The sequence below is a fragment of the Candidatus Nanosynbacter lyticus genome, assembly GCF_000803625.1.
Lineage (GTDB): Bacteria > Patescibacteriota > Saccharimonadia > Saccharimonadales > Saccharimonadaceae > Nanosynbacter > Nanosynbacter lyticus.
Map to the genome: position 1 here is coordinate 97,172 of NZ_CP007496.1, position 18,407 is coordinate 115,578.

The following is an 18,407-nucleotide window of genomic DNA, read 5'->3' on the forward strand; positions in this document are numbered from 1 at the left end:
TAATATTGATATGAGTGAAGATGAATTAAAATCTATGAGACACAGTTTGGCGCATATTATGGCTCAGGCCGTTCAGCGTTTATGGCCTCAGGCAAAATTTGGTGTAGGCCCAGCTATTGATAATGGTTTCTATTATGATATATATCTTGATGGTGCGACAATTTCTGAAGATAGTCTGCCAAAGATAGAAAAAGAGATGCGAAAAATAGTATCTGCTAATTACCCGTTTGAGAGACGTGATGTGGCAATAGATGAGGCTATTGATTGGGCTAAGGAAAATCAGCAGAACTTTAAGATTGAGCTATTAAACGACCTTAAGCGGTCTGGTACTACCGTTGCTAGTGAATTATCTGTCAAGTATATAGGCTCTGTAAATGAAGCTCCTAGTAAGGTAAAGACCGTATCTTTGTATTCGCAAGGTGACTATGTTGATTTGTGCAGGGGTGGACATGTTGATAGTACGGGTAAGGTCGGTGCGTTTAAGCTGACTAAGGTTGCTGGCGCATATTGGCGTGGTAATGAAAATAACCTGCAAATGCAGCGTATATACGGCGTGGCATTTGCCACCCAGGAAGAGCTAGATAAATATTTGGAAAAGATAGAGATCGCAAAGCAGCGCGATCATCGAAAGCTAGGCAGGGACCTTGATTTATACACGACCTCGCCACTAGTGGGTGTTGGTTTGCCACTATTTACACCTAGAGGAACTATTTTGCGTGAGGTGGTGTCTCAATATTCGAATCAGTTGCGGCAGAAATTCGGTTTTGAGAAGGTGTGGACGCCCCATATCACAAAAAAAGATTTGTATGAAAAGTCGGGTCACTGGGCAAAGTTTGGTGAAGAGTTGTTTCTTGTAAAGAGTCAGGAGACTAGTGATGAAATGGCCCTCAAGCCTATGAATTGCCCGCACCATACACAGATTTTTGCCTCACGTCCACGAAGTTATCGAGATATGCCAGTAAGATACCTGGAGACGACAACTGATTATCGTGATGAAAAGACTGGAGAGCTAGGTGGATTAAATCGTGTTCGTTCATTGACACAAGACGACAGTCACGTATTCTGTCGGCCAGACCAGATTGAGGAGGAGATTAATAACTTGTTGTCGGCGGCTCGTGAGCTGTATGAGTCAATCGACATGAAGCTAAGAGTTCGTCTGAGCTATCGTGACGATTCTGATTCATACTTAGGTAATATTGACCTATGGAACTCTGCGCAAGGTCAATTAAAGTCAGCTGTTGAGAGAGTGGGTCTAGACTACTTTGAGCAGGATGGTGAAGCAGCCTTTTATGGTCCAAAAATTGACTTTATGGCGACTGATGCAATTGGTCGTGAACATCAGGTGGCAACTGTGCAGTTAGATTTCGTACAACCTCAGAGGTTCGGGTTGGAGTATGTAGACATTAATGGAAATTCTACAACACCTGTTATGATCCACTGTGCTTTACTAGGTTCGATTGAGCGATTTTTGAGCGTGTTTATTGAGCATACAGGTGGTTGGTTTCCATTCTGGGCGGCTCCAGAGCAGGTGCGTATTTTGACCATTAATGATTCTGTATTAGGCTATGTTGATAAAATAACAACTATTTTGTCGGAAACTACCCTAACTAAGCCCGTTAAGTATAATGATGTAAGATTTACATCAGATATAAGAAACGAATCTTTGGGTAAAAAGATTAGAGAGGCGACATCTATGAAGATACCAGTTCAGCTTATAGTAGGGCCAAAGGATGTAGAGGCGAGCGAGGTTAGTATTCGAACTCAGGCTCGCGAGGAAAAAATTCCTCTAGAGAACCTCTCTGGATATTTAAAATCTTTATAAGGAGAGTTTTTGGAAAATATAAAAGTTGATAATCTCCGGGATAGAGTATATGTACTGATGGCTCTATTGCCGTCCGATAATGTGACTACTTATGGAGATATAGCAGCTATGGCTGGACATCCTTATGCAGCCAGACAGGTTGGAGAGATTGCTCATGGCGGACCGAGTAACTTGCCGTGGCATAGGCTTGTTAATTCAAGAGGCGGTTTGGCTGTTGGTTTTCCTGGAGGGCAGTGCACACAAAGGTTGATGCTGGAGCAGGACGGTATTCTGTGTGATGATCGTTATAGGGTGGTTAATTTTAAGGAGCGAAGATGGCATCAGAATTTATAGGTAGTAGGTCTAAGTTGCCGTTAATTGTAATCGTTGGTCCAACTGGTAGCGGGAAAACATCTCTAGCGGTAAGTTTAGCCAGGAAGTATGGTGGTGAAATAATCTGTGCCGACAGCAGAACTGTCTATAGAGGTATGGACATCGGTACTGCAAAGCCTTCGCTTCGCGAACAACGGACTGTGCCTCACTGGGGTATTGATTTGGTGGATCCAGGAGCTTCTTTCAGCGCTGCACAGTTTAAAGATTATACTAATCGTAAAATTGAAGAAATTAGGAGCAGAGGCAATATACCTTTTCTTGTGGGTGGTACCGGTTTGTATGTTGATGCAGTTGTTTTTGACTTTGAATTTGGTAATGATTACGACAAAGACAGGCGTAATAAGCTGCAGAAAATGACTGTAGCGCAACTCCAGGATTATTGCATTAAACAGGACATCTCTTTGCCAGAAAATAATAAGAATAAAAGATATCTGATTAGGTCAATTGAATTGGCCGGACAGAAGGTGTCTAGACAGTCTGCTCCGTTAGGAAACGCTATTATTGTTGGAATTACAACAAAAAAAGATCTACTAACGCAACGGATTACAGATAGAGCAAAAAAAATGTTCAATGATGGTGTTGTCAAAGAAACAATAATATTGGGATGTCAGTATGGCTGGACTAACGAAGCAATGACTGGTAACGTTTATCCGATTATTAAAAAGGTAGTAGATGGAAGTATGGATCAGTCGCAAGCGGTTCAAGAGTTTATAAAAAGGGACATAGGTCTTGTGAGGCGTCAGCTAACATGGTTTAGGCGCAATCCGTTTATTGAGTGGGGAGATATAGATTCATGCGAACACTATTTGTCACGATTATTAGATGACAAGTAAAAAATATGTTACAATTATAGTGCAATGATTGATTCATTATTTGGTTCAAAAACAAGAGTAAAACTACTGTATTTATTTCTTAATAATCTGGAAAAATCGTTCTACGTAAGAGAAATTACTAGAATGATTGATGAGCAAATAAATTCTGTTCGTCGTGAATTGGCGAATATGGTTTCTGTGGGCATTGTGAAGCAGGATGCTATAGATAATAAGTTATATTACAGTGTGAATGAGGATTATCCTTATGTGAAGCCTCTTATGGTGATTTTCTCTGATAAAAATAATGATGATAAAAAGCCGGCAAGTGCTTCATGGGAAGATTCAATAAAGAGAATACGAGGCTTAAAAATAGCTATAACTGCTGGAAAGCTGGATATTGGCTCTATAGCCTCTGTTGATTTGCTCCTGGTTGGCGATAACATGTCTGCGTTAGCAATAAAGAACTTGATAAAAAGAATTGAGAAGGCTAAGAAGAGTGAAATAAATTATGCCATAATGACGTATGATGACTTTTATTATAGGATGAGTGTCAAGGATAGGTTTATAATGGATATGATTAGGAACAAACATTCAGTATTGTTAGATACAGAAGGTATAATGAGAAAGGAGTAGGGATGTTTGAGATAGAATATAAGGGCGCCAACGCTGTTGTCATCAATACAAGAAAGCTTCGTGTTGTCTTTGATCCAAATTTAGAGATTGCTGGCGGTAAAAATGTGGCCGTTAATAACGATATAGAGGTGGTCACTGAAGATAGGCTCTCCAATGTGGAATCATCGCCAAAGTTGCTTTTTAATGGACCCGGTGAATATGAGGTTGGGGATATATCTATATTAGGTATCCTTGCGCGTAGGCATATTGATGCTGGTAGTGATGTAAGAAAAACTACAATTTACAGAATTACAGTCGGCGAAGTTAAGGGTGTGGTTGTCGGTAATGTGGAGGATGGACTTTCTGACGATCAGCTAGAGAATATTGGCGTTGTAGATTTTGCAATATTACCCGTAGGAGGTGGTGGCTATACACTGGATGCCGTAGGTGCAACTAAGGTGGTTCGCCAGCTTGACGCTAAGGTGGTTATTCCAGTACATTATAGGGATTCAAATTTAAATTATGAGGTTCCGCAAGCTGACTTGGATGAGTTCCTGAAGACCTTGGGGGCTCCGGTAATTGAGGCTGAGCAGAAGTGGAAATTAAAGAAGTCTGCCGATTTGCCTGGCAGCTTAACTATTGTAAAAATATCTAGAAGCTAGTCTTTACAATAAATTAAAATCACCCCAGTATTTAGCTGGGGTAATTTTAATTTTAGAAGTTCGTAAATAGATATTTACTTGCCATGCGTACTTAAGATGCCTTTTTTCTTCAAAGTACGAATCGCTTGTGTGCTTAAGGTCATGGTGATTTTCTGACCATCAACAACAAAAGTTTTCTTTTGAAGATTTGGCTTGAAGACACGCTTGGTGCGGCGCAAGGAGAAGCTGACATTATTGCCATACTGCTTGCCTTTGCCTGTTAAATCACATCGTGATGCCATTTCCACTCTCTTTACTTTATTATTGATAACAATCTTTATTATTGTAGCGACATTTGTGCAATTAGTCAAGACGGCCGGTTGGTGATATAATAACACCTATGGTTTTGGAGATAATAATAGTTATAGTCGTTATACTGCTATCTATGACCATCCATGAGGCTATGCATGCATTTATGGGTTATGCTTTGGGTGATGATACAGCCAGACAGGAGGGCAGGTTAACATTAAATCCAATAAGACACATTGACCCTTTTATGACCTTATTGCTGCCGCTAATGATGGTGCTGTTGCACGGGCCAATTTTTGGTGGTGCTAAGCCGGTTCCATTTAATCCAAATAGAGTACGCTTTGGTGAGTGGGGGGCTGCGCTGGTGGCTCTTTCTGGTCCAATTACTAATCTACTAATTGCTTTTATTGTATTTGGTTTGGGGGTGATTTGTGGCATTATTACTTCCGGGGGAGTGATACAGCCAACTATATATGGGATGGTTATCTCCACTGCTGTATCTGTAAATTTAGGATTTTTTATTTTTAATATGCTACCAATCCCACCGCTAGATGGATCGAGAATTTTGTATGCTGTAGCGCCAGAGGGGATTAGGGTTATTATGCAAAAAATTGAGCAGCAGGGTGCTCTTTTGGTGCTAGTTCTTGTTTTACTGTTTTCTGGCGCGGTGGGTCAGGTAATGTTTGGCTGTACTCGAGCTATATTGCATATATTTATGATGATTTTTGGTGTATAATATTAGTAGACCCTAGGTTTTTCCGTGGGCGCGTATGATTTTCCTAACATCATATGATAGGGAGCTCTAATGATTTATTACTGTGGTAATACTTTGCGGGCACCCACCTTGCATCTACGCGGGGAATATCGAGCGCTCACGGAAAAGCTTGGGGTTTTTAATGGTATAATGGATAGGTAGCCTGTTGGGTAGTCGCTTGAGTTAATCTTAAGAGGAAAGTCCGGGCAGTGAAGGACGACGGCAGTCGCTAACGGCGACCGGGGGAGACCCTAGGGAAAGTGCCACAGAAACGAAACTACCTCTATTTATATAGAGGAAAAGGTGAAACGAGTGAGGTAAAAGCTCACAGTCGTCTACGGTGACGTAGATGGGAGGTAAACCCTGCCGACTGCAAGGAGGTCTGCATGCAAAGAGGAGTCCACTCGTAGGCCGATAACCGCTTGATTTGTTTGGCAACAAGCAAACTAGATAGATGATTACCCTAGACAGAACCCGGCTTATAGACAGGCTATAAGAAAACACCCTGATATGACACAGGGTGTTTTCCATTATGACTAGGAGGTTATATTATAGGCTAGCTTTTACTATCTCGGCAAAAGCTTTTGGCTCGCTAACTGCTAATTCAGCCAGAATCTTTCTATCAATCTCAATATTTTTGGATTTCATAGAAGCTATTAGCTTACCATAAGTTGTGCCTTCCTGGCGAGCGGCTGCGTTAATGCGGGTAATCCATAGTCCACGCAAATCGCGTTTTTTATTGCGGCGATCACGATAAGCGTATTGTAGGGCACGAATAACCCCTTGTTTTGCTAAACGAAAACTGCGCGTGCGGTTATGCTGCATCCCTGCGGCTGCTTTTAAAATCTTCTTATGTTTGGCGCGTGCGGTAACTCCTCGTTTTACTCGCATAATTATACTCCCATTGCTCGACGAGCATTCTTAGCCATCGAACCAGTTACGGTTGCTGTTGTATTTATTGCACGCTTACGGCTTTTTGACTTCTTAGCCAAAAAGTGACCGCCAAATGCGCGCTGGCGTGTCAATTTGCCGGTACTGGTCAGCTTAATTCTCTTCGCAGTGCCTTTATGGGTCTTTAGCTTTGGCATTACTTACTCCTTATTACTACGCTCAGATTGCGACCAGCCATCTGAGGCTTTTGCTCTAATATTGCATCGTCACTAAGTTGATCCATTACTTTGTCAATCAATTCGTAGCCAATTTCTTTGTGGGCCATTTCGCGACCCTTGTAAACTACTTGTATACGAACTTTGTGTCCGTTTTCCAAGAATTTACGGATTTTTTTCAGCTTTACCTCAAGATCTCCAGCTCCTATCTTTAGACCAAAGCGCATTTGCTTTAAGTCCCCAGACTTTGCTTGCCGTCGGTTTTTTTGCTGATCTTTCATCTTCTGGTACTGATATTTGCCCCAGTCAATGATTTTTGCAACTGGCGGTTTGGCTCCTGGCGATATTTCAACTAAATCAAGATTCATGTCCTCGGCCTTTTTCAAGGCTTCTTGAAGCGACATGATTCCCAGCTGTTCACCGTCAGGACCAATTATCCGCAGTTCCTTTGCACGGATTGCTCCGTTGATACGGATTGACTTATTAATCTCTGGCTCTCCTTTTGAAGCAATTTTAGATTAACTCAGTTGCTATTGTAACAGAGATGTTTATTATTTTCAAGGATGTAATTAGTTAATGTTAATTTGTCTATACTGCAGACTTTCGGCGATATGTGAAACTTCTATCGAGGTTGAATTTTCTAGGTCGGCTATTGTGCGGGCAACTTTAATTACTTTAAAATAGCTGCGCGTGCTTAAGTCTAGTCGCCTAGCTGCGTTAATCAAGAAGGCTTTCGTAGAGGCTGAAATAGATGTAATTTTGTCAACATCGCTACTTGAAAGGTCGTTGTTGTATTTATAGCTACATCCATACCTAGTTTTCTGAATGGCACGAGCTTGAGAAATTTCAGATAAAAATAATGAATGTTGTGATTTTATCAACGAACTATTACTGAGTAGCTTTTCGTGGGGAACTCTTGAAACTGATACGGTTAAGTCTATGCGATCAAGTAGCGGTCCTGATAACTTTTTTTGATAGTTAAGGATTTGATTTTGTGAGCAGATGCAGGTTTTGTCTGAGTCACCAAGAAACCCACATGGGCAGGGATTCATAGTGGCAATCAATAAAAAATTGGCAGGAAAGTTGAACTTACCGTTAGCACGACTCACTGTGATCTCGTGGTCTTCTAGGGGTTGGCGTAGCGACTCTAAGATATTTCTGGGATATTCTAATAGCTCATCTAGGAATAGAACACCTCGATGCGCCAGACTGATTTCTCCAGGTTGTATCCTTGATCCGCCGCCGATGATGGAAGCTCTACTAGCGGTGTGGTGAGGTGATCTGAATGGGCGCTCTCTAATGGTACTACTGATAGTGTTAGTATTGCCCAGGTTGTGTAGTTTGGTAACTTCAACGATTTCAGTTTTTGATAGTGGGGGTAATAGGTTTTTTAGAGATTTTGCTAGCATAGTTTTTCCTGATCCCGGAGGGCCAGATAGCAAAATGTTATGTCTTCCAGCTACGGCAATCTGAATGGCTCTTTTAGCCTGTTCCTGTCCATAGATGTCGTCAATTGTCGTCTTGTCTTCTGGCGTGTTAGTTTCTATTTTATTTTTAGTTCTATTTATTGATTTAATGAACTTCTCCTTTTTTAAGTGTAGGAAGAGAGATTTGAGATTGTCTACTGGGAATATTTTAACACCGGGAACTAGAGATGCTTGTTCTGCATTCTGGGCTGGCACGAATACTGATTTAATTTTGTGGTTTTTAGCAACCTCAGCTGTGACAATTGCTGATCGTATTGGTCGTAGGCTGCCATCTAAGGCTAGTTCACCTGCAAAAATTGCACCTTCTATGTCGTTTTGAGTTAGCATACCTCCTATGCACAAGATGGCTAGTGCTATTGGCAGATCAAACTGTGATCCGTCTTTTGGCAGTTCCGCTGGAGCTAAATTAACAATTAATTTGCCCTTTGGAAAATCTAGGGATGAATTTTTTATTGCACTGCGTACTCTATCTCGAGATTCATCAATAGCCTTGTTGCCCATACCTACGATTTGTAGGCTAGGTAGCCCCTTTGACATGTCGCCTTCAACCTCAATAATCTTTCCAGTGAAACCATAGGGTGTGGCCGAGACAACTCTGCTTACCATAAGTCTATTAAAACATAAGTGTATAGATTTTTAAATGAGGCAGTGGTATAATCATTATTGATGTGCGGGGCTGATATAGCTTTCGACAATTGGACTTTATCAAGATATTCTGCGAACCGACGATACACGTAACGTATGCTGTAGTTGCAAACTTTGTTGCAAAAGCAAAGTCATTTGTAGCGAGCGCTTTCGCTCCTAAGATGGCTTTTGCGCCAATCGCTGCTTAGTTTTTAGCGATCATCCTAGCATCGTGGCAACAGTCAATGTTGTAGGGTGTCATATATATGTTGCTTGCTGTATGTTCGGAAGTGGCGGACATACGGGACTTTCTCCGCGTAACGAAACTTAGTTTTTTTGACTCATTTTTTAGCTAAGTGACGTTATAAAATTTTTAAATGAGCCTATGTTCGTAGACGAGTATCATGATACCAGTTGGACCCGGGGGCAGTACCCGGCAGCTCCACCATGTATATTTGATTCGGCCGAGAGGCCGGTTTTTTTATTTGGTAAGTAATGTAGGCTGTAAAAAAACAACCACCTGCGAGTAGTGGTTGTTTTTAAAAAGTGGAGTTTTACAAGTTCTTTTTATTTTTGGCTTCTGTATAACTTTTTTATTCAGAAGCTACCCCCATAATAAGTCATAGAAATGCTTATGTCAACAGTATTTTTATAAAAAACCTAAGTAAAAAATACTACACTCACTATCATCATTATTTATCACCGTCTATGCTGGCGAGGTGCTATAGAAGATTGATTTGTGGCTGATCGTTTGTATCACCTGAGAGTTTTTTCTTAGGACGGTTTGTGTCATAGTCTGCTGGGGTAAAGACGTTATTTGTATAGTCGGGTCTATGGCTTATGTCTTAATATATTTTGAGCTGGCTTGTAATGTCCAGGGCGATTGTGTAATTTTGGAATAATCACTATTTGATATGACGCAATAATTATTTAAAAAAAGTATGCACGATAGCTGTGACTGTGGTGATGAAAAGAAGAAAAAAAAAGGGGGGGTTATAATGATTGTAAATATTTAATATATTCTGATTGACAAAATACTTAGTTCATTTTGTGAAGTATCTAAAGATTTGTACTGTAGATTTATATAGGTAAAAAATAAACCAATGTTGTTGAGTTCTGGCGTGTTGGCGAAAAGGGCGTGGTTATTTTAAATTGCACCCTCTGTAATGACTTTAGTTGCCTTGACATGGGTATCATTATGGGACTGCGATAGGGCAATAGTCGTAATACTGTTGTAAAAAACACTTAAATAGATAAAATTAGATTTACCACTTTAACAGATGATAATTTTAACAACAGCTAATAATAAGTAAATATTACAATAATTTTTAATAATGTTTTGGTTGACACAATAAAGGGGTTGTGCTAGTATAAACGTAAGCTTTTATTGAAAACCAAAAAGCAAAAAACACATTAACAATTCATAGACAAGACTCAACATTTAAGAGTAAGTACTTGACGGACAATTGGCTGCATGATTTTTATAATGACGCAGCCAATGCTCCGCCTTTACGATACTTCGCAAATTGTAAAAGCGTTGAGCGCGCGGCCAGTACCGCATGCATCCAGCTAATCCTCGTTAAGATGTTAGCGATTATAATACTGGATGTATGCAGAGGAACGCTGCAGGGATGCTCCTTAATTAAGGAGCGGTCAATCGTCTCGAGCGGTAGCTAAAAGCTATAGACACCCGCGCCTAATAGTTATTTTTTATCGGCGGATGGTTGTGTTTATTTCTGATAATACTATCGCTCAGGCTTCTTGTTTATAGTATTATGTGAGTATGGGGATAAGAATAGTTAGTCTCATTGCATTGGTTGCTACGATTTTTATTGCTGTTTTGTTGAATGCGACTAATCCAAGTAGTACGGGTCCGTTTGGAATTTTGGCATTTTTTACGTGCTTGTATATATTGTTTATCTGTATAGTCTATGTGATATTTTTAGTTTCGGAGCGAATAGCTGCGAACTTTTTTAATTTTAATAAAATCTCTGAGAAGTCTAAGTATAAAATATATTATTATTCTACTATGATATCTCTTGCTCCGACTATTTATGTTGGGATGCAGTCAATGGGCGGTGTTGGGTTTTTCGAAGTAATGCTGCTGGCGATTTTTGAGCTGTTGGTGTGCTTTTTTATACATAAAAGATACTAATATCTCGGAGCACCTAAACGTATGCTTTTAAGTGGTGACGTGATACAATGTATATGTATGAATCCGGAATTACCACAAGTCAGCAGGAATACTGAGGTACAACCCCAGATCTTTGTGGGTGGCGAGAATGGTGTAGAAAGTACAATAGAAAGTCCTGAACTGATATCTGATACAGAGCGTAGACAGTCTTCTGTCGTTGAGCAATACAATAATATACCAGTAGCATTGCCCGTCGATGACACCGATGACTCAGCCGCTCTTCCGAATGATGATAAAAATACAACATCGGTAAATGCAGGTTCGACTTCGATCCCTAGCGACGATATGCCATTAGTTGCAGCAGACGAGGATCTAATTGAAAAAGAGTGGGTAGATAAAGTAAAAAAAATTATAATTTTAACGAAAGATGACCCTTATGAGAGAAGTAGGGTTATTACCCAGCTGCAAATTGATTATTTGAAAAAAAGGTATAATAAAACGTTGGGTAAAGATTATAATAGTGGTGAATAGGTTTTTATATGGGTGCGGGTCCTCTGATTGTTAGTTTTATAGTAATAGTTATTATTGCGGCTGGTATTACGGTGGCTTTTCTTCAGTATCGTAATATGCTTAGGGAGGCTAAAAATTACGAACGTGGGCTGAAAATGGTGCCACTACTTATTCATTTACCGCCAACTAGCGAAGATGTTAATGGCTCCAATAGAGATGAGAGGGACCTTACGGAAGAGGTCTTGTCCCAAGCTCAGGTGATGTACAATATTATCTCAAGTACGGCTACGAAAGGGTTTAAAAGTAAGGTTTATGGACAGCGTCATATGTCATTTGAGATTGTTGCGCGTGGTGGGCTTGTCCATTATTATGCTGTAGTTCCGTTAGTGCTAGTGGACGTTATTCGTCAGGCCGTAGCAGCTGCTTATCCATCTGCTCGGCTAGAAGAAGTCACTGACGCTAATATATTTAGTAAAGTGGGGAAAATGAGTGGTACTATAGGTGGTGAATTTACTTTAAAGAAGTCATTTGTATATCCGATATCTACTTACCAAGAGTCAAAAAGGGACGCTTCTAGGGCACTTTTAAATGCATTGTCTTCTGCTTCTAGAGAGGACGGTATAGGTGTTCAGTTCTTATTGAGGCCAGCTTATGATGGGTGGTCAAAAGCTTCAGAGTCTCATATTGATGGTATGAAAAAGAATAAAGGTAAGAAAAAGGGGCTGGCTGGTGTTGCTCCCCTTGATATTATGGAGGCATTGTGGAAGCCGCCAGAGGGTGGAGATAAGGACGAGGCAAAAAGTCCAGAAGATAAGCAATTGAGTTCTTTAGAGCAGGCTGAGGTTGATGCCATTAGCGAGAAGACTAGATATCCTGCCTACGAAGTTCTTGTGCGTGTTGTAATTTCCTCAAATACCGCAGCTCGTTCGCAGGTGTTGCTAAAAAATATCATTGCTGCTTTTTCGCTATTTGATTCCCCTCGTAATAACGGTTTTAAGTTTTCTTTAACGAGAAACGTTGAGGAAATGACAACGGCTTATATCATGCGATTCTTTCCTCAAGAAACTCGTAGTAATATTCTCAACAGTGTTGAAATGGCAACATTATTCCACCTGCCAGGATCTAGCGCAATCCCGACTTCACAGGTTAAGCGTCAAATGTCAAAGCAGGTTGATGGACCAACTGACATTCTAGACGAGGGCCTCCTAATAGGATATAACGAGTTTCGGGGAGTAAAAAAGCCAATTCGTATAGGTACAAAAGATCGCCGTCGCCATGTTTACATTATCGGTCAGACTGGTGTCGGTAAGTCGGTGCTTCAGGAGAATATGGCATACCAAGACATGATGGATGGCCGTGGGTTTGCTTTTATTGATCCGCATGGCGATTTGGTAGAATCGTTGCTAGGAAAAGTGCCAAAAGAGCGAGTTGAGGATATTATATACTTTAATCCTTCAGATATGGCCAATCCAATTGGGCTCAATATGTTTGAATTTGATACGCCGGATCAGAAAGATTTTTTGGTTCAAGAGGCAATTAATATGCTATACGGGTTATACGACCCAGGACATACGGGGATCGTCGGTCCTCGTTTGGAGCATATTTTTAGAAATTGTGCATTACTGCTAATGGCAGATCCCGCAGGTGGAACATTTATTGATGTGCCAAAGTGTCTTATTGATCCAGAATTTGTTAAGAGTAAGCTGAAATATGTAAAGGATCAGCAGGTTATTGATTTTTGGACAAAGGAATTTCCGGCATCTCAGCGCTCAAATGAAGCTGGTGAGGTCGTTTCGTGGGTTGTGGCAAAGTTTGGCCCATTTATCTCTAATGATGCTATGCGTAATATTATTGGTCAAACAAAATCTGGCTTTAATCTGCGTGAAATTATGGATAATAATAAGATTTTACTAGTTAACTTGTCGAAGGGCAAAATGGGGGAGCTAAACTCCAAGTTGTTGGGTATTATCTTTGTGATGAAATTTCAGGCGGCGGCAATGTCGCGGGCCGATATCCCGGAGGACCAGCGAGTTGATTTTTCATTATATGTCGATGAGTTCCAGAACTTTGCTACAGACAGCTTTGAATCTATTCTATCAGAGGCTCGTAAATATAAATTAAGCCTTATTATGGGTAATCAGTTTATGACCCAATTAACCGATAAGATACGTGAAGCTATCATTGGTAACGTTGGTACGGTTATCTCCGGGCGTATTGGTGTGACGGATGCAGAATTGATGGTTAAGAAGTTCCAGCCGACTTTTGATGTTGACGATTTGGCTAAATTGCCAAATTTCCAATCTATAACCTCTGTAATGATTAATAACGTGCCGTCAGCTCCATTCAGTATGAACTGGATCCCTCCGATGGGGCAGGCCAATAACCAGTTGAGAGATGCTCTAGTAAGGTTGTCTGCAGCTAAGTACGGCAAGCCGCGCGCGGTTGTTGAGAAGGAGATTTTTGATAGACTTAGGAGTAGCCAGATACCAAAGCTGAATTCTATGCAGGGTATTTCATCTGCTGGTCAGAAACCCTCAGCCGGAGGTTCGTCTTTCTTGGATGAATGGCTAGCAAAAAGACAGCAGCTAGGCGGAAAGCCTGCGGTAAATCCGGTTACTAAACCCAGTGGCGTGCAAATTTCTTCATCAGCGCAGCAGGTCTCAGGTAGCGTGGGGTCGATAAGCAACACTCCTTCTGCGGCCGCTCCGGTGGGCAATCCTATCTCTCTACAGAATAAAGACTCTGAGCGGGACATAGCTACAGCTAACACCAATAGGCTACCTAGTGCCGTAGAGCCTAGCCGTCCTGTAGTTAAAAATCGACTTGATTTACGTAGCAGTAATAATGATGACAACGAAGTGACAATTAATTTACGATAAATATCGGATGATTAATTAGCGACTTTTTCTATTATTTATGAAGCCTACTCTAGCGTATTCAATGACTGCGCCTATAGACCAACCTGCTACAAATAACACAATCACCTCTGACCCTGATAATAAATAGCCGTATCTTTTCGCAATAAAGTATACAAAAACAGAGGCTATTGCACCTAGTGCGCCAGAAATAATTAAATTAGGGCGGGCAATAGTATTGCCAATGGCGTCACTAGTTTTTTCAACAACTGGATTATGGATAACCTTACTAAATGCCCTGGATGGAGCTGATAATTGATTTTGGACGTTGGTCAGAGTCTTTTTATATGAGTTATCAATGTCTTTTTTAGTGAGAGGCTTATCTTCTTTAGCCTCTTTAGATTGACGCTTTTCTGTTTGCTCATTTTCGTGGCGGGTGGCTAGTTCGATAGCCTCGTGCTTGATATTATTCTCATTTTCGGCATTAGATTTTTCTTTTTCTATGGCTTTTTCTAGAGATTTGGCAATTTCAGTAGATTTTTCGTTATTGACATTATGCCAAGCTTCGGTATCAATAGAGTTTTCTGGGGTAGATTTTAATTTTTCGCTCATTTTTACACCTCCTATAGTGTTCCCGCGGACATATCTCGCCGTACTATTCTAACTTCTTTGTTTAATTGACGTGACCGGGCGTAGAAGAACACTACTACGGCTGAGACAATTCCGGCAAATAGCATATTTTCACTAGCACCAGTTTTTGGCAGCTGAGAAGTTGTTTGCTCGATAACTTTTGGCGCAGGGCAATCTACCTTCGTGCTGACGGTGTTGCCGAAGGTGTTGTCAATTCGACAATCATAAGATGTTGGGTTGCTTTTGCCTCTAGCCATGGCTGGTATGTTGCTTTTTATTTGGATAGTAAAGCTGCGCTGTTGGGTTTCACCAGGTTTAATCTTAACAGGGTTCCATACTAGAGTTTTTGCATTACCGCTACCAGTGCTGGCGCCTTTATCGTCTGTTAGGCTGCCACCACCGGGATCGAATATATCGGCATATTCCAGTAAATCGCTAACTTGATCTTTAAAAACAAACTCCTCTTCTTTTAGGCCTTTGTTCTTTACTGATAGGGTGTAGGTAATACGATCTCCAGATTTAGCAACTGTTGTTGTTGCGTTGGCATTATTCTGGGTAAGATTGGTTGCAGTTTTTGTTTGAACAAATGAAGCTGAGCATCGGCTATCGTTAATCCATATTGTAGAGTCACCGGGACATGGTTGGCATTGAGGATCGTCTTTCAGTAGTTTAGGATTTTGTGGACACCTTTCTGGCTCTGGTATAGTGAATGTCTTCACGCAGGCATCTGAAGTTTTGTCTCCCAGTGAGCTTTTAACGGTTAGAACTACTTTATAGGAGCCAGGAGTTTTTTCGGTATAGGTGACGATTTTATCATTACTGGTGATAGTTTTTATCAGCGTGTTATTTCGATATATATTATATATATACTGTTGAATAGTTGCGCCATTGGCTGCACTTGCATCAGCAGTTAACTGATAGGCGTCACCATTCTTTTTTATATCTAGAGCGTTACAGGTTGCTACTGGCTTTGGTGGAGTTGAACAGTTTGGGTATGTTCCAACTTGTCCGGTTGGGCAGTGGTGGTTAGGTGGTGCAAATTTTAAGATTAGGTTACCACAGTTTAGCATAATTGCAAACCAGCCGGTCCCAGCTGAATAGCCGACGAATGCCCTATAGGTAAAATTCCCCCATAGGTTGTGTGGTCGATAGTAAAAAGTTCGAGCGCCGCCTTGTGAGGTGCGAACAACGTAAGATCCTTCGCCTCTTGAGGCGCCAAAATGAGGAGTGAGGCCCCATGAATAAGTCCCCATATTGCTATTTAAGGTCTGTAAGTTTCCTGTGGCGGCTTCTAGGTCGGAGCGACTAATCCCTAGATGGTTATAGAGATCGTGGATATTGTTAGTGTTAGCATCATAGTGGGCTAATAATTGGGAGCCGCTGGAGATTCCGCCATAAATCAGGTCGCTAGAATCTGCGGCATTGGCGGATTCTGGCGGAGAGAATATTGTAAAAGACTGCACGATAAGGGCTAGGGCGGTCAAAATAAGTCCGATTTTTCGTGTAGCTTCCTCTTTACGAAGGCGTTTTGCGTAAAAGCCCAGACTGTGAATCATTGAAGGGCTGTACGGTAGGCGCGAGATAATTTTTTTGAACATTTTGACCTCTTTTGTTTTTATTATAGAACTTTAATTCAACTTTAGCATAAGCATACTAGAAAAGTAAATAGTTTGATAATGTATCTATTTTTATGTATAATAAATGTGTTGAAAAGAGCTGATAATTCAGATAATAGTGAGGGAGATATGGCTAAACAAACAAATGAACAATCTTATGATGGCTCGCAAATTCAGGTCCTGGAAGGGCTTGAGCCGGTTCGCAAGCGTCCAGGTATGTACATCGGTAGCACTGGCTATGATGGTGTGCATCACTTAATTAAGGAAATTGCCGATAACTCTATTGACGAAGCAATAGCTGGCTACGCTACAAAAGTTGAAGTGACGCTGCTGGAAGATGGTGGGGTGCGTATTTCTGATGACGGACGCGGAATCCCTGTTGATAAGCACCCAAAGACAGGTAAAAGTACCCTGGAGACAGTTTTAACTATATTGCACGCTGGTGGTAAGTTTGGCGGCGGCGGCTACAAGGTTTCATCTGGTCTTCATGGTGTTGGTTCGAGTGTCGTGAATGCGTTGTCTACGCGAATGATTGCCGAGGTTCGGAAAAATGGTAAAGTCTATCGTCAGGAATATGCGACTGGCGTGCCACAAACTGATTTAGATGTTGTTGGTAAGTCTGATAACTCTGGAACCACCATTACGTTTTATCCAGACCCAACTATTTTTAAAGAGACTGTTAGCTTTGATTATAAATGGGTTGTTAATTATCTTCGACACCAGGCTTATCTAACGAAGGGCGTTTACACGTCAGTTGTTGACGAGCGAACTGGTGAGAGAAAAGCTTTCTACTTCGAGGGTGGCATTAAGAGTTATGTGAAGAACTTGAATATCGGTAAAGAAGTCTTGTCGGAAGATATATTTTATGTTGAGAAGCAGGTTGAGGATTGTATGGTGGAGATCGCTGTACAGTATAACGATACTTATGTTGAGGTGGTAAAGCCATTTGCTAATAACGTGCTTACTCCTGACGGCGGTACTCATTTGGTCGGTTTTCGAGCAGCCCTAACGCGAGTTATTAACGACTACGCCCGTAAAAATAACCTACTTAAAGAAAAAGAGGATAACTTAACTGGTGATGATATTCGTGAAGGTCTGACGGCAGTAATATTAGTGAAGTTGCCTGATCCGCAGTTTGAGGGGCAGACAAAGAATAAGCTTGGTAATCCTGAGATGCGTCGCTATGTAGATCAGGTAATGAGCGAGTATTTTGCGTACTACTTAGAGGAGAATCCAGCTACGGCCAAGAAAGTGGTCGGGAAGGCGACTTTGGCGGCGCGAGCACGCAAGGCGGCCCGTGCAGCCCGCGATAATGTTATCCGTAAGGGTGCGTTTGAGGGTCTGAATTTACCTTCTAAATTAACTGACTGTTCGTCGCGTAATCGAAAAGATTGTGAATTATTTATTGTTGAGGGTAACTCGGCGGCTGGTTCGGCTAAAGACGGTCGTGATTCAACTATTCAAGCCATCCTTCCTCTGCGTGGTAAGGTATTGAACACTGAGCGAGCAAGGTTTGATAAGATGTTTGCTAATGCTGAGATTGTTTCATTAATTAAGGCTATGGGTGTTGGTATTGGTGACCAGTTTGATATTAGCGGTATCCGTTACGATAAGATAATCTTTATGACGGATGCTGACGTTGACGGCGCTCACATCTCAACTCTTCTTATGACCTTTTTCTTCCGCTATATGTCTGAGGTTATTGAGGCGGGGCATGTGTACTTGGCGAAGCCACCTCTGTTTGGTCTAAGTAAGGGGACTGGCAGTAATCGTAAAATAGATTATGTTTATGATGAGGCAGCTCTCGAAGAAAAATTGACAGAAAAGATTAATGAGCGTAAGGCGGCTGGTGTAAAAATTGATGAGAACGCTGAGAGGTTCAAACAGGCTGGCTATACCGCCCAGCAACGATTTAAGGGTCTTGGCGAGATGGACGCGTCTCAGCTATGGGAGACGACCATGAATCCAGAGAATCGAACTTTGGTGAAGGTGAATATCGAGGACGCAGAGCGGGCGGACGCTATATTCACGAAGCTGATGGGCGACAGTGTAGAATTGAGGAAAAATTTTATTCAAACAAATGCCGCTAAGGTTAATGTGGAAGATTTGGACTTTTAAGGAGG

Annotated in this window: 16 protein-coding genes and 2 other RNA genes; 11 read left to right on the forward strand and 7 right to left on the reverse strand. The window is 41.3% G+C overall.

The features are described from left to right. The first annotated feature begins 10 nt into the window (after positions 1-10). Genes thrS through TM7x_RS00530 form a run of 5 tightly spaced genes read left to right on the forward strand, consistent with a single transcriptional unit; the run spans position 11 to position 4,280 of the window. Positions 11-1,822: a threonine--tRNA ligase gene (thrS, locus tag TM7x_RS00510; protein WP_039326839.1), complete on the forward strand. Its 1,812-nt coding sequence runs from the start codon at positions 11-13 to the stop codon at positions 1,820-1,822. A 9-nt stretch (positions 1,823-1,831) separates the two neighbouring features. Then, entirely contained in the window at positions 1,832-2,155 is a 324-nt protein-coding gene (locus tag TM7x_RS00515) for an MGMT family protein (RefSeq protein ID WP_039326841.1), read from the forward strand. Then, positions 2,137-3,027, forward strand: coding sequence for a tRNA (adenosine(37)-N6)-dimethylallyltransferase MiaA (gene miaA / locus TM7x_RS00520; protein ID WP_039326844.1), 891 nt, complete (start codon positions 2,137-2,139; stop codon positions 3,025-3,027). The genes TM7x_RS00515 and miaA overlap by 19 nt, the downstream gene beginning before the upstream one ends. A gap of 24 nt (positions 3,028-3,051) precedes the next feature. Continuing rightward, the gene (locus TM7x_RS00525; protein WP_039326846.1) at positions 3,052-3,639 is read left to right on the forward strand and encodes a hypothetical protein; all 588 of its coding nucleotides are present in this window, start codon (positions 3,052-3,054) and stop codon (positions 3,637-3,639) included. 2 nt (positions 3,640-3,641) lie between these two features. Beyond that, on the forward strand, positions 3,642-4,280 hold the full coding sequence (locus tag TM7x_RS00530) for an MBL fold metallo-hydrolase (RefSeq protein WP_039326847.1): 639 nt from the start codon (positions 3,642-3,644) through the stop codon (positions 4,278-4,280). A 74-nt stretch (positions 4,281-4,354) separates the two neighbouring features. On the opposite strand, the gene rpmB is transcribed toward TM7x_RS00530, so the two are convergent. Then, on the reverse strand, positions 4,355-4,561 hold the full coding sequence (gene rpmB / locus TM7x_RS00535) for a 50S ribosomal protein L28 (protein WP_039327955.1): 207 nt from the start codon (positions 4,559-4,561) through the stop codon (positions 4,355-4,357). 143 nt (positions 4,562-4,704) lie between these two features. Between rpmB and TM7x_RS00540 the strand changes: the two genes are divergently transcribed. Beyond that, the gene (locus tag TM7x_RS00540) at positions 4,705-5,304 is read left to right on the forward strand and encodes a site-2 protease family protein (RefSeq protein ID WP_230478851.1); all 600 of its coding nucleotides are present in this window, start codon (positions 4,705-4,707) and stop codon (positions 5,302-5,304) included. A 176-nt stretch (positions 5,305-5,480) separates the two neighbouring features. Further along, positions 5,481-5,820, forward strand: an RNA gene (gene rnpB / locus TM7x_RS03950) — RNase P RNA component class A. Positions 5,821-5,871: 51 nt separating this feature from the next. On the opposite strand, the gene rplT is transcribed toward rnpB, so the two are convergent. The 4 genes from rplT to TM7x_RS00560 are packed head-to-tail and all read right to left on the reverse strand — an operon-like array spanning position 5,872 to position 8,521. Beyond that, positions 5,872-6,213, reverse strand: a complete 342-nt coding sequence (gene rplT / locus TM7x_RS00545) for a 50S ribosomal protein L20 (RefSeq protein ID WP_138074055.1) — start codon at positions 6,211-6,213, stop codon at positions 5,872-5,874. Between the two features lie 2 nt (positions 6,214-6,215). Further along, positions 6,216-6,410 carry a 50S ribosomal protein L35 gene (gene rpmI, locus TM7x_RS00550; RefSeq protein ID WP_010164349.1) on the reverse strand — a complete coding sequence of 65 codons (195 nt, stop codon included), beginning with the start codon at positions 6,408-6,410 and terminating at the stop codon, positions 6,216-6,218. Next, positions 6,410-6,940, reverse strand: coding sequence for a translation initiation factor IF-3 (infC, locus tag TM7x_RS00555; RefSeq protein ID WP_082001319.1), 531 nt, complete (start codon positions 6,938-6,940; stop codon positions 6,410-6,412). Before infC ends, rpmI begins: the two co-directional genes overlap by 1 nt. A 57-nt stretch (positions 6,941-6,997) precedes the next feature. Then, positions 6,998-8,521: a YifB family Mg chelatase-like AAA ATPase gene (locus TM7x_RS00560; protein ID WP_039326862.1), complete on the reverse strand. Its 1,524-nt coding sequence runs from the start codon at positions 8,519-8,521 to the stop codon at positions 6,998-7,000. Positions 8,522-8,587: 66 nt separating this feature from the next. Between TM7x_RS00560 and ssrA the strand changes: the two genes are divergently transcribed. The 3 genes from ssrA (at position 8,588) to TM7x_RS00575 (ending at position 14,062) form a co-directional block, all read left to right on the forward strand. Further along, positions 8,588-8,987: a transfer-messenger RNA gene (gene ssrA / locus TM7x_RS03965) on the forward strand. A 1,764-nt stretch (positions 8,988-10,751) separates the two neighbouring features. After that, complete coding sequence (locus tag TM7x_RS00570; protein ID WP_039326869.1) at positions 10,752-11,204, forward strand: hypothetical protein; 453 nt, start codon at positions 10,752-10,754, stop codon at positions 11,202-11,204. A gap of 8 nt (positions 11,205-11,212) precedes the next feature. Next, positions 11,213-14,062, forward strand: coding sequence for a type IV secretory system conjugative DNA transfer family protein (locus TM7x_RS00575; protein ID WP_039326872.1), 2,850 nt, complete (start codon positions 11,213-11,215; stop codon positions 14,060-14,062). A gap of 15 nt (positions 14,063-14,077) precedes the next feature. Here the strand turns inward: TM7x_RS00575 and TM7x_RS00580 are convergent, their stop codons facing one another. Together TM7x_RS00580 and TM7x_RS00585 are read right to left on the reverse strand one after the other, a co-directional pair. Continuing rightward, complete coding sequence (locus TM7x_RS00580; protein WP_039326875.1) at positions 14,078-14,650, reverse strand: hypothetical protein; 573 nt, start codon at positions 14,648-14,650, stop codon at positions 14,078-14,080. Between the two features lie 11 nt (positions 14,651-14,661). Next, the gene (locus tag TM7x_RS00585) at positions 14,662-16,266 is read right to left on the reverse strand and encodes a hypothetical protein (protein WP_039326878.1); all 1,605 of its coding nucleotides are present in this window, start codon (positions 16,264-16,266) and stop codon (positions 14,662-14,664) included. 147 nt (positions 16,267-16,413) lie between these two features. Between TM7x_RS00585 and TM7x_RS00590 the strand changes: the two genes are divergently transcribed. Continuing rightward, positions 16,414-18,402, forward strand: a complete 1,989-nt coding sequence (locus TM7x_RS00590) for a DNA gyrase/topoisomerase IV subunit B (protein ID WP_039327957.1) — start codon at positions 16,414-16,416, stop codon at positions 18,400-18,402. Positions 18,403-18,407: the final 5 nt, after the last annotated feature.

Coding starts and splice junctions, on each gene's coding strand:
- TM7x_RS00570 (WP_039326869.1), top strand. CDS start 10,752: ATGAATCCGGAATTACCACAAGTCAGCAGGAATACTGAGGTACAACCC.
- TM7x_RS00590 (WP_039327957.1), top strand. CDS start 16,414: ATGGCTAAACAAACAAATGAACAATCTTATGATGGCTCGCAAATTCAG.
- TM7x_RS00525 (WP_039326846.1), top strand. CDS start 3,052: ATGATTGATTCATTATTTGGTTCAAAAACAAGAGTAAAACTACTGTAT.
- thrS (WP_039326839.1), top strand. CDS start 11: ATGAGTGAAGATGAATTAAAATCTATGAGACACAGTTTGGCGCATATT.
- TM7x_RS00560 (WP_039326862.1), bottom strand. CDS start 8,521: ATGGTAAGCAGAGTTGTCTCGGCCACACCCTATGGTTTCACTGGAAAG.
- miaA (WP_039326844.1), top strand. CDS start 2,137: ATGGCATCAGAATTTATAGGTAGTAGGTCTAAGTTGCCGTTAATTGTA.
- rplT (WP_138074055.1), bottom strand. CDS start 6,213: ATGCGAGTAAAACGAGGAGTTACCGCACGCGCCAAACATAAGAAGATT.
- rpmB (WP_039327955.1), bottom strand. CDS start 4,561: ATGGCATCACGATGTGATTTAACAGGCAAAGGCAAGCAGTATGGCAAT.
- TM7x_RS00585 (WP_039326878.1), bottom strand. CDS start 16,266: ATGTTCAAAAAAATTATCTCGCGCCTACCGTACAGCCCTTCAATGATT.
- TM7x_RS00540 (WP_230478851.1), top strand. CDS start 4,705: ATGACCATCCATGAGGCTATGCATGCATTTATGGGTTATGCTTTGGGT.
- TM7x_RS00580 (WP_039326875.1), bottom strand. CDS start 14,650: ATGAGCGAAAAATTAAAATCTACCCCAGAAAACTCTATTGATACCGAA.
- TM7x_RS00530 (WP_039326847.1), top strand. CDS start 3,642: ATGTTTGAGATAGAATATAAGGGCGCCAACGCTGTTGTCATCAATACA.
- rpmI (WP_010164349.1), bottom strand. CDS start 6,410: ATGCCAAAGCTAAAGACCCATAAAGGCACTGCGAAGAGAATTAAGCTG.
- TM7x_RS00575 (WP_039326872.1), top strand. CDS start 11,213: ATGGGTGCGGGTCCTCTGATTGTTAGTTTTATAGTAATAGTTATTATT.